The organism is Rahnella sp. RFA10(1/100) (assembly GCF_004195115.1).
Lineage (GTDB): Bacteria > Pseudomonadota > Gammaproteobacteria > Enterobacterales > Enterobacteriaceae > Rahnella > Rahnella perminowiae.
The window spans coordinates 500,960-515,420 of record NZ_SEWR01000004.1 but is presented as its reverse complement, the minus strand read 5'-3'; the positions used below and the strand labels follow the sequence as shown (position 1 = coordinate 515,420).

The window sequence follows — 14,461 nt, the reverse complement described above, 5'->3', positions numbered from 1 at the left end:
GCGGGAATGTCTTTCACCGCACTGGTGAACGCAATTTCATAGCGCAGGATATCGCTGATGGCCTCGCTGCCGCTGAACCTGAGCACCGAAATATCAACGCCGGGCTGCCGGGATTCCAGCCGTTTAAATCTTAACTGGTAATGGTTGTGGACCGGTAATTTACTGCCAGCAAGAATGTATTCCTGAATGCTCATCGTTTAAGTCCTTTTGGCACAACGCAGCTGCTTCACCGAAACCCTGTTCATGGGTTATTAAACTAATCCATTGTGTTAAATCATTATCGGAATGAATAAAAAACAAATGTTACTTAAGTCAAATTTAAAGCCTGCGCCATTCTACTCAAAAACATCCACGATAAAAGTGATATATGATTAACGCTTTAAAATAATGTCTTCCGGGGTATGTTATAAAGTTAATAATATATATTTTTTAGATGTTTCTAATAAGTTTATTCATATAAGCTGAGGTTATTTATTTTACTGTTAATTTGTAAATTTTTCCGGAAAAATGCCGCACGTAATGAGGTGGATACACATAGAAGCAATCCGCAATAATTGTCTTCCTGAAGTGACAAAACTTTTATCAGAGACTTTTTACAGAAACCCGATATTCCTGCTGAGCTTATTCCATGCTCTCCTGAACTGAAAATTCAATATTGGATAGCTCAGTCGAAAAGTTATTAATGCCGCGCTCCTGGCTGCTGAGCGCGGTTTTTCCAACGTAAATTACTCATTGTCACCATCATTACAGACAACAGCGCCAGTGCCCCGGCCGGAGCGAGTACGCTCCACACCGCCCGCTCGATGTAAGGCATACCCTCGGCCAGCACGCGTCCCCATTCCGGCGCGGGCGGGGGGGCACCAAGCCCGAGAAAACCTAAGGATGCCAGCGCCAGCGCGATGCCCGGTAAACGCAGCAGGGCGTGACGTAACAGCGGACCGGCCAGCGCAGGAAACACATAAAATACATTACGGCGCAGTGCGCCTACGCCAATGACCTCAAGCATCTGCATATATGGCCTTGCGCGGATTTCGGCCACCAGCGCGGCAGTATGTGCCGCCAGCGGTGCCCAGCTGACGGCGGTGACGGCAATTGCCGCGCCGGTGGCGGTCGGACCATTGATGGCGGCGATCACCAGACCGGCAATGACCGGTGGCAGCGCGTTAGTGATTTCAATCGGGCCGGTCATCGCACGGGGGAAAGCGCCGGCAATCACGCCTGCGAACAGACAAATCAGTGAAACCATCAGCGCCTGCAAACAGGTATTGACTGTGCCATGTGCCACACGTGCGAGAAGGTCACGACCCATAGCATCAGCGCCAAAGGGTAAAACGAGAGAAGGCGATTGCAGGCGCAGATACGCTGATGTCAGCGGATCGCGTGGCAAACCGGCGAGAACCATAACCACTAAAACGCTCAGACAAAGCAATGGTAACCATACCCGCTGTTTTTCAGGCAGGGTTACCGGTTGCGGAACGGGTACTGCGCCCAATGACAATGCGCGGCCCAGTAATATCCGCCGGATGCCGCCCGTCAGCATGCCGATCACGCAAGCCAGCAACAGCAGGGTCAGCACGCCGGTCTGTAACACCGGTAAATCGCCGGCTGCCGCCGCGCCCAGGGTAGCGCGCCCGATGCCCGGTATCGCAAAGACTTTTTCCACCGCGATTGCGCCGCCGGTCAGCGATACCAGCACCAGTCCGGTTAAAGGTATCACGCCGGGCAATGTGCGCCGGATAATGGCCAGTGCGGTATGGCGGCGTGAAATTCCCAGTACACTCCAGGTGGTCAGCCAGTTTTCATTAAAGGTACTGCTGAGGGCATCGGAATACAGCCGCCCGAGATAACCGCCCGCCGGAATCCCCAGCGCCAGCGAAGGCAGCACCGCGTTATGCCAGCCGGTCCACCCGTAAGGCGGGAACAGTTTCAGCCAGACAGCGCCGGTGATCAGCAGCACCGACGCCAGTAAAAATTCAGGTAGCGCCGTTAGCAGCGCCGCCAGAAAACCCGCGGGCCGGGGCACTCTGCCCTGTAAACCACCAATCAGTGTCCCTGCGCATAACAGCAGCGCAATCAGAAACGCCACGCCGGCGGAAGCTGTCATCAGCGTAAGTGAAACACCTGTTGCCTGCAGCAGGCCCGGTAACACCGGCAGACCAGACACCCAGGAAACGCCCGCATCACCGCTCAGTAATCCGCCAAGCCAGTGCGTGAGTGCGTACCCTGGCCCATGATCCAGCCCGAGCGACAGGCGGATCGCGTTGAGCGCTTCCGGCGTGGCTTCCTGTTCGCCGGAGCGTGCGCGCAGCAATGACAGCGCCGGATCACTGCCCGACAACCACGGCAGCAGGCCGGTCAACACCACGATGGTGGCCAGCGTCAGCCAGCGAGAAATCAGCGGCACCCCTGCGCCACGGGTCTGACTCATACGCAGACGACTGACGCCCGCGCAGGTGCGGCAATACAGAGATTCACTCATCAGTCGGCCTGCACCACGCGCTGTGTGGCGGCATTGATTAACGTGCGTTCACGCGGGTCGCGCACCGCGTCACGGATGTCTGCCGATTCGCCCTGAATCACCCGCTCATGCAACATCGGAATGGCGGCATCCGTGGCGAGGATCAGGTTTTCAGCCTGCATGATCGCCTGACGGCGTTGAGCACCTGCCGGAATAACGGAAGCCTTTTGCAGGGCCTGATCGATATCAGGACGGCAAAGCTGCGCAATGTTAAACGAGCCTTTGCAGGCAAAATCACTGTACATGTACGCCACCGGGTCACCGGAATCCAGCACAGTGGCACGGGATAAAATAAACGCATCGAACTTGCCCGCCAGCGCATCAGATTCGATTTGTGAATATTCGCGCACCACCTGTTTCACGCTAAAACCGGCTGCCGTCAGTTGCTGTGCCAGATACACTGCCACCTCCGGCAGCTCGGCACGGTCACTGAAGGTTGCTAAGGTGATGGTTTCACCAGCCGGTTTACGGGCGGCCACCGGAGGGCTTACGGGCTGGCGCAGTGGTGCGGCCCACGATAATGCCGGGCCGAGCAGCCCCTGTGCCACATCGGCGCGTTTTTCGTAGACGTTATCCACCAGTTGCTGGCGGTTAATGGCGTCGCGAACGGCAGCACGCAGCGCGGGATCCCGCATCACTCCAAGCCGCGTATTGAGATACAGCGTGTTAGTGCGCGGCATTGGCACTTCATGGATGAGCTTCTGATCCAGCAACGGGGCCTGAGACACCGGAATGGCTTCGACAATATCTGCCGCGCCGGTGCGTAACGCCGCGCCGCGTGCGGTGCCGTCCGGCACGAAACTGACATCAATGCCGCTGGCTTTGGCCTTTTCGCCCCAGTAACCGCCGAAGCGTTCCAGCCGGGCGTTGCTGGTGCCGTTCACCTGCATCAGTTCAAACGGGCCGGAACCGGCATGGCGCGGATCCACCACGCCGCCGGGGCGGTAGGCTTTTTGCGAAAGGATAGCCAGCTGCGGGCTGGAGAGCCGCTGTGGCAGCAACGGATCCGGCTGTGCGGTGGTCACCCTAACAGCCTGTTCGCCGTCCGCTACGGCGGTCAGTTGCACGCCATCCAGAATGCGTGGTTTCGGCGCGGCATGAGCGGCGACGGTCAGGGCATTTACCACGGTGGCGGCATCAAGCAGGCTGCCGTCGTGGAATCTGACGCCATGGCGCAGCTCGAAACGCCAGCTGTTATCACCGGTTTGCAGCCATTTTGTCGCCAGCGCCGGTTGTGCTTCGCCGAGTTTATCGAGCGTCACCAGCGTCTCTGTCGTACTCCAGCGCGAGAGTTTAAACGCATCGTCGCTGAGCGGCGTCAGGCCGGAACGCGGCGGTTGTAACATCGCCAGCCGCAGGCGCTGATCCGCAGTTTTGCCGGGGTTTTTATCGGCTTCACTGAAGCATCCGGTCAGTAAAAGCGCAGCAGAAAGCAGCCCGGCCAGCGGGCTTACATGTTTCAGAGACATCACAAATTCCTTGTCAGATTGCAGGAGGAGGCAACTGGCGGCAGATTCGCCACATCGCCAGCGCGCTTAAAAAGGGAACGGCGGCCAGTGCCAGCCACGGGATCACTGCGCCCGGAGAGGGCGTCAGGGCGTTATCGAGCAGGCCGCCGAGCAGGAAATTCCCCGTCAGCACCGCAATGCCGCCCATTGACGACAGCGCACCGTAATGCGCGCCGAGATTATGTTGCCCGGCAAAGCGCGGAATGAGATCCATGCCGACCGGCACAATCAGCATCTGTCCGACAGTCAGCAGAGTAATCAGCAATACGGAAGGCAGCAGCCGCAACCAGCCTTCCGGCGGAACCGTCCAGGCGAACAGCGCCACGGCGATAAACGCGGATGACAGCAATCCGAAGCCGGCAGGTAAAATCCGAGCGGCACCCATCCGGCGGGAAAATCGCGCCAGCGGCATTTGCAGAACGATCACCAGAACCGAAGCCAGTACGAACAGCGGCCCGAGATCTTGTTCGCTGCCACCTGAACGGCGCAATTCCACCGGCAGCGCCAGATACAACTGGTTGTAGCTGAAGAGGTAAGCGCTGTAGGCAATGATAAAGGCCACAAAACGCGGCTGACGGAAGGTCTGCCACCAGGGCACAATTTTCAGTTCAGCGGCGCGTTTTGGCGTGGCGGGCAGGGTGAAAAACAACACCAGCAACGCAATCAGAAACAGGCCAGAACCGGCCAGCGCCACCGGCTGAAAACCATAACCGGACAGCAGCGATCCGAGTAATGGCCCCAGCACCGCGCCCAGTTCAGCGCACACGGCGGACAGCGCAAACCATTCAGCCCGGCTGCGTTTTCCGGCTTTTTCGCTGTGCGTTCCGGCCTGCGCCAGCAGGGCTTCAATCGAAGGAGAAAACAGTGCGCCGCCGATGCCGGTCAGGCAGGCGCCGAGAATAACCGGTGCCAGCGTGTCGGAAAGCCCGAGCAGCAGAAAACCGGCGATACGCACCACACAGCCCAAGAGAATGATCACCCGTGCGCCGTAGCGGTCAGACAGTGCGCCGCCGAGCAAAAACATCCCTTGCTGCGAGAATGTCCGCAGGCCCAGCACCAGCCCGATCGCCCAGCCGGAAAGCAATAAATCATCGCGCAGAAAAATCGCCAGGAACGGCACCACGGCATAAAAGCCAATGTTAAATACCAGACTGCTGGCGAGCAGCAGCGGCGGTTTGGGCGCGGAAGTGCGCGCAATGGATCGGGTCAGCATCCGGTTATCCGTTAACAGTTAAAGGTAAATGAGGAATGGCCTGTAGCAGCTGCCGGGTATGCGTATGGTCCGGGGTGTGCAAAACATCCTGTGTGACACGGTCTTCTACAATTTTGCCGCCGTGCATCACCAGCAAACGGTCACATAGCCCGGCGACCATCGAAATATCGTGCGTGACCATCAGCAGGCCCATGCCATTTTGCCGGGTCACCTGTTGCAGTAACTGTTTGACCTGCCTGCGCAGCGGCATATCCAGCCCGCTGACCGGTTCGTCGGCGACCAGAAATTGCGGGCCTATCGCCAGCGCGCGCGCGATTGCCAGCCGCTGCGCCTGTCCGCCTGAGAGTTCACCTGCCGTACGCGACATTAACCCTTCGCTCAGGTGAACCTGCGCCATCACCTCGCTCACGCGCAGGCGAATATCACCGCTAAACCCGAGGCGTTTCAGCGGCTCGGCAATAATCTGATAAAGGGTCTGAACCGGCGGCAGCGAACTGGCCGGGTCCTGTGGAATATACTGTACACGCTGCCGGTATTCGCGCAGAGAACGCGCAGAACCGGGACGGATCCTGACCCCGGCGCAATACACATCGCCGCTGTCGGGCGCTTCGAGTGCCAGCAGGATCCTCAGCAGGGAGGATTTTCCGCAGCCTGACGCGCCGACCAGCCCGAGGGTTTCATGGCGGCCGATACGCAGCGACAGATCCTCAAAAAGGGCAGTGCGCTGCGTGCGCCCGAAAGAACCCGGCAGGGTGAGATGGCGGCTGATATTTTGCAGATGCAGAAACGGTCCGGTGACCCGAGGCAGTGAAGGTTCCATCAGACGGCAACCCCGTACCGTGACCCGGTATTCTGATGCAACACGGCGGCCTGTCTTGCGGCGTGAACCAGTTTTTGGGAATAAGGATGCTGCGGATGGCTGAGCAACTGCGCCATACCGGCAGATTCCACCAGTACGCCGTTTTCCATCACCAGTGCGCGTTCGCATAACTGCGCGGCGACGGCAATATCATGGGTGATAAACAACAGCGCACGGGGCGATGGCTGGCTGGAGCAGGCGTTACGCATAGCCTGTAAGACCTGCTGCTGGGTCAGCACGTCGAGCGCGGTGGTCGGCTCGTCCGCTACCAGCAGCGAAGACGTGGATTGCATGGCCAGCGCCAGACACAAACGCTGGCGCTGGCCGCCGGAAAGTTCTGCCGGATAGCGGGTGTAAAATTGCGCAATATCGCCCAGCCCTACGGCATCCCGCATTGTGCAGAGTTGGTCCTCGCTGGCGGCAGGCAGGGCGAGACGCAACTGTTTTCCGAGTGTCATCAGCGGGTTCAGCGCGGTAGAGGAATCCTGAAAAACGGTAGCGACGCGGCTGGTCATACAGCGTGACACCGGATGTATTCCGCACGCCTCGACGCCATTCACCCGAATGCTGCCGCTGAGTATTGCACCCGCAGGCGGCGTGCCGGTGACCGCTCTGGCAGTCAGCGATTTACCGGAGCCGGAAGCGCCCAGCAGGCAAACGCGCTCGCCGGCACCGATGCTGAAACTCAGCCCGCTGATGCGTGTTTCACCGGCAAGCCGCATTGTCATTCCTTCCACGGCGAGCACCGGTTCAGTGTTTTGCGTCCTGTTGCGTGTCATTCCCTAAGCCTGTACACCGTTTTGCGTGTTTTGATATGTGATAACATAACAAAATGTGTCAATTTAATGCAAAAGTTTTTGCGATTTTCTCCGGGAAAAATTTTTCACCTTGCATTTTCTTGCCTGCCCTGAAAACAACAGAGCAAAAAAGTCCTTCACCTGCACAACCGTGCGCAATCCCCTTTCAGGCAGTGAATGCTAGGTTAACGGCATCTTTTTTACGCTGCATTTCGTATGCCGCTAATCTGAGTAAGGGTGCTGAAATAATGGCAAGTGAATTTTTCTCCAGCCCGCGGGTATATTTTGGCAACGGGTCAGTCAACGTGTTAAGCCGCCTGAATAACAAAAAAGTCGCGATCGTCACGGATGAATTTATGCTGACTTCGGGCAGAACGGCGTATGTGACTGACCAGATGCCGCAGGCAACGGTATCGATATACGGCAAGGTCAGACCGGATCCGGGTACGGATATTTTGCTGGAGGGGGCGGCGCAGTTTAAAGCCTTCAGGCCGGATGTGATTATTGCACTGGGCGGGGGGTCATCCCTTGATGCCGCCAAAGGTATCAGGGTCACGCTGGAAGACCATTATCAGCAGACTGGCGGTCAGTCAAAGAGCATTGAGCTGATTGCCATTCCTACCACCAGCGGTTCCGGGTCCGAGGTGACTTCTTACGCGATCATTTCCGACCCGCAGAATGGCCGCAAATATCCGCTGGTTTCGCAGGCGCTGGTGCCGGATACCGCTATTCTCGACTCGGAACTGGTGCTGAGTCTACCGCGGCATATCGCCGTTGATACCGGAATGGACGTGCTGACGCATGCCATCGAGGCGCTGGTTTCAACGGGTGCCAATGATTTCAGCGACGCCCTGGCCGAAAAAGCCATTGCCATCACGTGGCAGTCTCTGCCGCAGATTTATGCTGATGAAAAAAACGTCGCAGCGCGTACGCATATGCATAATGCCTCCTGTATGGCGGGCATGGCATTTAACTCGGCGGGACTGGGGCTGGTGCATGGTATGGCGCATGCTGTCGGCGGCATGTTGCATATTGCGCACGGTAAAATTAACGCCATGCTGTTGCCGTTAGTCATTGAATTTAACGCCGCGCACGCCTCACCCGAAACCACTGCCCGTTACTGCCAGTGTGCCAGGATGATTCCGGGTATTGCCCCCGCTGAACCGCAACAGATGATTTCCCAACTGGTGGAGAAAATCCGTCAGCTCAATCTGCAGTTTGGTATTCCCCGCACGTTAAGAGAGCTCGGCACGGATTTAGCCGTATTTGAAACAATGCGTCTGTCCCTGACAGAAACCGCGTTAGCGGATGGTTGCACTGCCTCCAACCCTTACACGCCTTGCAGGCGGGATATAGACCAGTTGCTTTCCTGTATCGCTGAAACCGGCGAATACCCTGCACCGCAGTTTACCGTGCCGGTTGGGATTTCTAACCGTCACGTGCATCTGTGCCGTGAAGATATGGATGTTCTTTTCGGTTACGGCTCGACGCTGACATGCCTGAAAAAAGTCAGGCAACCCGGTCAGTTTGCTGCTGAAGAAACCGTGACACTCCGCACCCCGAAAGGCGAAATCGCGAATGTCCGGGTGCTCGGACCGCTGCGCAGCACCACGCAGATCGAGATTTCGGTAGCCGATGGTTTTGTGCTCGGGGTGAAGGCCCCGGTCAGAATGTCCGGTGACCTGGAAAACTCACCGGGTATTGAACTTGTCGGGCCGAAAGGGCGCGTCAGTAAATCACAGGGAACAATTGTCGCCTGGCGTCATATTCATATTTCGCCACAGGAAGCGGCACGCTACGGCCTGCGCGAGGGTATGGAAATTGATTTAGAGGCACAGGGGCAACGTGCGGGCATTCTCAGCCACGTTCTGGTGCGGATCAGCGCCGGTGCGGTGCTGGAATTGCATATTGATGTGGAGGAAGCCAATGGCCTGGGGCTGCGCAACGGCGATCTGGTATTCCGGTCTGGCCGGGGATCTCACCTGTGACTCCTGGAGAACGCCAGCGTTTATCTCGCCTGATCGACCGGTCAATTGCCGGTTTACTGGTGCGCAAGCGTGCTGCGTTGAAGGCCGGAGGCAAAACCGTGCGTGTGCTGATCAGCGGGGACGATCTGACGACATTGCCGATGACGCTGCAAAGCCTGCGGGCACTGGACAATGCGGGTTATGCGCTACGTGTGGCGTTTTCACATAGTGCGAGCCAGTCCGGCCTGAAAGCAGCATTACTGCCTGACATCGATCCGTTATACCTCGCTGATGATTTTGCTCCGCTGACCGCTGAGGTTGTCGACAGTCTGTATTTACCCGCACTTTCCACCAACAGCCTGAGCAAAATTGCGCTGGGTATCCGCGACAATCTCGCGACTGTGCAGGTTTTCCATGCACTGAGCACTAAGACGCCGGTGATAGTCACCCTGAACCCTGAACTTATGCATCTCGGTGACAGTGGCTTTGCGCCGCCATTGCAGGTGAGGCTGGAGCAATACATCGACACCCTCAGGCAATACGGCATCGCGGTAACGGGCAGCGGAGAAAGCGTCTGTCAAAAACGGCTGATCACGCTGAACGATATCCGTCTTCACCGCGTGACAGACGTTTTACGCATTGGCCGCAACACACTGATTACGCCTGCTGCGCAGGATGAAATTCGCCGACAGAACATCACCGTGATCCGGTGAAAGGGGAGGAGTTATGTATCTGGCAAAAGTGACCGGTGCGCTGGTCTCCACCACCAAACACATCTCGTTAAACGGGGCCAAATTACTGATGGTTGCCCGGCTTGATGAGCATTATCAGCCCACCGGCAGTGCTCAGGTGGCGGTGGATTTCGTCGGTGCGGGAAATGGCGAAATCGTCATTATTTCCACCGGCAGTTCAGCGCGTATGAGCAACAGCAAAGCGCATTCTGTGATTGATGCAGCCGTGGTCGGCATTGTCGATCCACAGGATCTCTCCTGAGGAACCCCTATGTCTGAACAATTGGACAGCTGGATAAGCGCGGCCATTTCCCGACAGCAAGCCGGACAACGGCATGCGCTGACCCTTGACGACTGTGCGTTGCTGGCCCGGTTTGCGCAAGAAGAAGCGCAGGCCATTGGTGTGCCGGTGGTGTTCAGCCTGGCCGACGCCAGCGGGCATCAGCGGTATTTTTTCAGCATGGAGAATGCATTGCTGGTAAGCCACCGCCTTGCGCCCGAAAAAGCGCTGACAGCCGTGGTGCTGAAAATGTCCACTCACCAACTCGCCGCGCTGATCCAACCGGGCGCAGCGCTTTACGGGTTGCAGCATCAGAGCGGTATTTGCTGCATTGGCGGCGGTTTACCGTGCTGGTCACAGGGCGTGTTACTTGGCGGGATTGGCATCAGTGGTGGCACGGTGGAACAGGATCTGACGATTGCACGCAATACATTGCGCCGTTTCAGCACAGCCCGTTTCGCACTCATAACTGAAAATGATTAACAGGGGTCAATATGTCCTTCGGTTCACTGGTTTTGGTTATCAATTGCGGGTCATCCTCGCTGAAGTTTTCGTTGATCGCGTCTGAGACGGGCACGCCGGTTCTCTCCGGACTGGCAGAAAGGTTGGGACTGGATAATGCCAGCATGACGTTGAAAGACTGCCACGGGCAGAAAACCCGCGTCGCGCTGAGTGAAGCCAGCCATGTTTGCGCACTGAAAGTGCTGTTCAGGGAACTGACTGAACGTCGGTGGCTGCCAGTGGTGCGGGCCATCGGACACCGTGTCGCCCACGGCGGCAGCGAATTCAAACATTCGGTTCGCCTGACGTCTGAAGTGATTGAAAAAATCCGCACACTGTCGGCGCTGGCACCGCTGCATAACCCGGCTAATCTGACCGGCATCGAAGCGGCCATTGCGCTGTTGCCCCTGGTGCCACAGGTCGCGGTGTTCGACACGGCGTTTCATCAGACGCTGCCTGCGGCGGCGTACACCTATGCGATCCCGCTGGAATATCAGCGGCGTTATCAGGTGCGGCGTTACGGTTTTCACGGCACCTCTCACCGTTATATTGCGGGCGAAGCGCTGAGCATGCTGGAACTAGACCCTGAAGATCACGGCATTTTGATTGCCCATCTCGGCAACGGTTCTTCGGTATGTGCGGTGCAGAACGGACGCAGCGTGGATACCTCGATGGGCATGACGCCGCTTGAAGGGCTGGTGATGGGTACGCGCTGCGGCGATCTGGATTTTGGTGCAGCGGCGCATATCGCGGCCAGTACCGGCCAGAGTATCGACGCGCTGTACAAAATGGTGAATAACCAGTCCGGCCTGCTTGGGATATCCGGTCTTTCCAGCGATTGCCGCACGTTACAGGATGCGCGCAGCCAGGGCGACAAGCGGGCGACACTGGCGATTGATGTGATGGTTCACCGGCTGGCACGCCATCTGGGTGCGCATCTGACATCTCTGAAACGTCTTGATGCTCTGATCTTTACCGGCGGGATTGGTGAGAATTCGGCGCTGATCAGGGAACTGACGCTTGAACGCCTTGGCGTATTGGGGCTGAAGCTGGACTCACATAAAAACCAGCAAACCTGCGGCGGAAGGGCCGGTGTGATATCGCCACAAAACTCTCCTTATGTGGCGGTGATCCCGACTGATGAAGAAAAAATGATTGCGCTGGATGCGCTGGCAATTTGTCACGCGCAGACAGTGAATGAATAAATAAGAAAACAGAGAGATTTTCTTGTCCGGCTCCCTGAAGAAATAACAAGAAAGTCCGGCTGGCGGGCAAAACATTTGGTCATGAAATCTTTATTATCATCCTGCGTGAAGAATTTGCCGGCAGGATAAACATACGCGGGCTGGCGGTCTGTATTAATAACGCCTGCGTTAATTAACGTCCCCACTCATTATTCGAGGTTTTTATGCAACAAGAAGCATTAGGTATGGTTGAAACAAAAGGTCTGGTTTCTGCAATTGAAGCGGCAGATACCATGGTGAAATCTGCCAATGTCACGTTGGTCGGTTATGAAAAAATAGGTTCAGGGCTGGTTACGGTAATGGTGCGCGGCGATGTTGGCGCGGTTAAAGCGGCGACTGATGCCGGTTCTGCGGCAGCACTCAAAGTGGGCGAACTGGTCTCTGTGCATGTTATTCCGCGTCCGCATATCGAAGTGGAAAAAATCCTGCCAAAAGCCGTTGGTTAATAACCTCAGAGGATACTGACCATGAGAGATAATCTTGTTGAGCAGATTATATCTGAAGCAGTGAATCAGCAGACCAGTGAAAATGCCGGAGATAAAAAAGCCGCCAGTATTGCGGGCTGTGGTTTAACGGAATTCGTCGGAACCGCTCTCGGACATACTATTGGTCTGGTTATTGCCAATGTCGATAATCAATTACATGACGTCATGAATATCGACAAGAAATATCGCTCTATTGGTATTCTTGGCGCCAGAACCGGTGCGGGCCCGCATATTTTCGCGGCCGACGAAGCGGTGAAAGCCACCAACAGTGAAATATTATCGGTTGAACTTGCGCGTGATACGCAAGGGGGCGGCGGACATGGGTGCTTAATTATTTTCGGTGCATCTGATGTGTCTGATGTCCGCCGTGCCATTGAAGTGGCGCTGTCTGAAATTGAACGCACCATGGGCGATGTGTACGGTTCACCGGCGGGACACCTTGAATTCCAGTACACCGCCCGCGCCAGCTTTGCGCTGAATAAAGCTTTTGGTGCACCTGTCGGTAAAGCCTTTGGCATGACCTGTGCCTCGCCTGCGGCCATCGGCGTAGTGATTGCCGATGTGGCGGCCAAATCGGCGGTGATCGAACCGGTGGGTTACGCCAGTCCGTCAAAAGGCACCAGCTTCAGTAACGAAGTCATTTTCACCTTTGCCGGTGATTCCGGTGCGGTGCGTCAGGCAGTGATTGCCGCGCGTGAAGTGGGGCTGCAACTGCTTGCCACGCTGGATCCGTCACCGATCAGTTCCACCACCAAACCCTATATTTGAGGGTTAACCTTGCGAAGTGACGTGCAGTAAGGAATTAACAGCATGAATGATATTGAAATTGCTCAGGCGGTCTCCAGCGTGCTGAGCAGGTTTACCAAAATGACGCCGGAGAGTGCGGTAATAAACAGTGCTGCAGAGACCGCGCCGCCGCCTGCGCCGGAACGCCCTCCGGCACCGGCCAGCGCCTCTCTCAACGCCATTGTTGCCAGAGCGCTGGCGCAGAAACGGGTCACGACGATCCCGTCACCGGCCTGCGAACCGGGTAATGGCGCATTTGCATCAATGGATGAAGCCATCGCCGCAGCGGTGCTCGCGCAGGTTCAGTATCGCCACTGTCTGATGCAGGAGAGGGCGACATTTGTTCAGGGTATCCGCGATGTCTTCCTGCAGGAACCGGTCTTACAGACTATTTCGCGTATGGCAGTGGAAGAAACCGGCATGGGGAATTACGCCGATAAGCTGACTAAAAATCGTGTTGCTGCGCAGAAAACACCGGGGCCGGAAGACCTCATTACCGGCGCGCTGAGCGGCGACAGCGGGCTGACCCTGACGGAGTTTTCTGCCTACGGGGTAATCGGTTCAATCACGCCGACCACCAATCCGACAGAAACCATTATCAACAACAGTATCGGCATGCTGGCGGCGGGAAATTCCGTGGTGTTCAGCCCGCATCCTCGCTCACGCAAGGTTTCCCTCTATTGCGTGGAACTGATTAACCACAAACTCGCCAGCCTGGGCGCACCGGCCAATCTGGTGGTGACTGTTACGCAGCCTTCCATCGACAACACCAGCACCCTGATTAGTGATCCGCGCATCAACATGCTGGTGGCCACCGGCGGCCCGGCGATTGTGAAAACGGTAATGTCATCCGGCAAAAAAGCCATTGGCGCGGGAGCCGGGAATCCGCCTGTGGTCGTCGATGAAACCGCCGATATCGAAAAGGCCGCCCGTGACATCATCTGCGGATGCAGTTTCGATAACAATCTGCCGTGTGTGGCGGAGAAAGAAGTCATTGTTGTCAATCAGGTCGCGGATTATCTGATCCATTGCATGAAGAAAAGTGGCGGTTATCTACTGTGTGACAAAGCGCTTCTTCGCCAGATGGAGTCACTGGTACTGAACGAGAAAGGTACCGGCCCGGACACCGCCTTTGTGGGTAAAGATGCACGCTATATCCTGCAGCAACTGGGCATCATCGCGCCGGAAGACACCAAAGTGATCCTGGTGGAAACGGCGAAAAATCATCCATTTGTGGTACATGAACTGATGATGCCGGTGTTGCCGGTGGTGCGGGTCGATAACGTCGATGAAGCCATCGAACTGGCGGTGCAGGTCGAGCATGGCAATCGCCATACCGCCATCATGCATTCCACCAATGTCGAAAAGCTCACCAAAATGGCACGTCAGATCCAGACCACGATTTTTGTGAAAAATGGGCCTTCCTATGCCGGGCTGGGTGTTGGCGGCGAAGGGCATGCCACGTTTACCATTGCCGGACCGACCGGAGAAGGGCTGACGTCGGCGCGTTCTTTCGCCAGAGCCCGTCGCTGCGTGATGGTCGAGGCCCTTAACGTCAGATAAGGCGCGGCG

14 protein-coding genes are annotated in these 14,461 nt (G+C 56.6%); 8 read left to right on the top strand and 6 right to left on the bottom strand.

Going from position 1 to position 14,461, the window contains the following annotated elements; all coding sequences use genetic code 11:
* The 6 genes from ETV65_RS15645 to ETV65_RS15620 all read right to left on the bottom strand — a co-directional run.
* The coding region (locus tag ETV65_RS15645) for a hypothetical protein (protein WP_129953726.1) at nucleotides 1-194 on the bottom strand (194 nt) is incomplete at its 3' end.
* 485 nt (nucleotides 195-679) lie between these two features.
* Entirely contained in the window at nucleotides 680-2,479 is a 1,800-nt protein-coding gene (locus tag ETV65_RS15640; protein ID WP_129953725.1) for an ABC transporter permease subunit, read from the bottom strand.
* Nucleotides 2,479-3,987: an ABC transporter substrate-binding protein gene (locus ETV65_RS15635; RefSeq protein WP_129953724.1), complete on the bottom strand. Its 1,509-nt coding sequence runs from the start codon at nucleotides 3,985-3,987 to the stop codon at nucleotides 2,479-2,481. Before ETV65_RS15635 ends, ETV65_RS15640 begins: the two co-directional genes overlap by 1 nt.
* Nucleotides 3,988-4,000: 13 nt before the next feature.
* Nucleotides 4,001-5,239, bottom strand: coding sequence for an MFS transporter (locus ETV65_RS15630; RefSeq protein ID WP_129953723.1), 1,239 nt, complete (start codon nucleotides 5,237-5,239; stop codon nucleotides 4,001-4,003).
* Between the two features lie 4 nt (nucleotides 5,240-5,243).
* On the bottom strand, nucleotides 5,244-6,059 hold the full coding sequence (locus tag ETV65_RS15625) for a dipeptide/oligopeptide/nickel ABC transporter ATP-binding protein (protein WP_129953722.1): 816 nt from the start codon (nucleotides 6,057-6,059) through the stop codon (nucleotides 5,244-5,246).
* Nucleotides 6,059-6,877 carry an ATP-binding cassette domain-containing protein gene (locus tag ETV65_RS15620; protein WP_129953721.1) on the bottom strand — a complete coding sequence of 273 codons (819 nt, stop codon included), beginning with the start codon at nucleotides 6,875-6,877 and terminating at the stop codon, nucleotides 6,059-6,061. Before ETV65_RS15620 ends, ETV65_RS15625 begins: the two co-directional genes overlap by 1 nt.
* 266 nt (nucleotides 6,878-7,143) lie before the next feature.
* On the opposite strand from ETV65_RS15620, the gene ETV65_RS25335 reads away from it, so the two are divergent.
* The 8 genes from ETV65_RS25335 (at nucleotide 7,144) to ETV65_RS15580 (ending at nucleotide 14,452) form a co-directional block, all read left to right on the top strand.
* Nucleotides 7,144-8,883: an iron-containing alcohol dehydrogenase gene (locus tag ETV65_RS25335; protein WP_205951593.1), complete on the top strand. Its 1,740-nt coding sequence runs from the start codon at nucleotides 7,144-7,146 to the stop codon at nucleotides 8,881-8,883.
* Nucleotides 8,880-9,575 carry a flavoprotein gene (locus tag ETV65_RS15610; RefSeq protein ID WP_129953720.1) on the top strand — a complete coding sequence of 232 codons (696 nt, stop codon included), beginning with the start codon at nucleotides 8,880-8,882 and terminating at the stop codon, nucleotides 9,573-9,575. The genes ETV65_RS25335 and ETV65_RS15610 overlap by 4 nt, the downstream gene beginning before the upstream one ends.
* A 13-nt stretch (nucleotides 9,576-9,588) precedes the next feature.
* On the top strand, nucleotides 9,589-9,855 hold the full coding sequence (locus ETV65_RS15605) for a EutN/CcmL family microcompartment protein (RefSeq protein WP_129953719.1): 267 nt from the start codon (nucleotides 9,589-9,591) through the stop codon (nucleotides 9,853-9,855).
* 9 nt (nucleotides 9,856-9,864) lie between these two features.
* Nucleotides 9,865-10,356, top strand: coding sequence for a heme-binding protein (locus ETV65_RS15600; RefSeq protein ID WP_129953718.1), 492 nt, complete (start codon nucleotides 9,865-9,867; stop codon nucleotides 10,354-10,356).
* An 11-nt stretch (nucleotides 10,357-10,367) separates the two neighbouring features.
* Nucleotides 10,368-11,579: a propionate kinase gene (gene tdcD / locus ETV65_RS15595; protein WP_129953717.1), complete on the top strand. Its 1,212-nt coding sequence runs from the start codon at nucleotides 10,368-10,370 to the stop codon at nucleotides 11,577-11,579.
* Nucleotides 11,580-11,782: 203 nt separating this feature from the next.
* A complete protein-coding gene (grpH, locus tag ETV65_RS15590) occupies nucleotides 11,783-12,064 on the top strand; it encodes a propanediol utilization system shell hexameric protein GrpH (protein WP_095925478.1) in 282 nt (93 codons plus the stop codon).
* A gap of 21 nt (nucleotides 12,065-12,085) precedes the next feature.
* A complete protein-coding gene (pduB, locus tag ETV65_RS15585) occupies nucleotides 12,086-12,871 on the top strand; it encodes a propanediol utilization microcompartment protein PduB (RefSeq protein ID WP_129953716.1) in 786 nt (261 codons plus the stop codon).
* 42 nt (nucleotides 12,872-12,913) lie between these two features.
* Nucleotides 12,914-14,452, top strand: a complete 1,539-nt coding sequence (locus tag ETV65_RS15580; protein WP_129953715.1) for an aldehyde dehydrogenase family protein — start codon at nucleotides 12,914-12,916, stop codon at nucleotides 14,450-14,452.
* Nucleotides 14,453-14,461 lie beyond the last annotated feature (9 nt).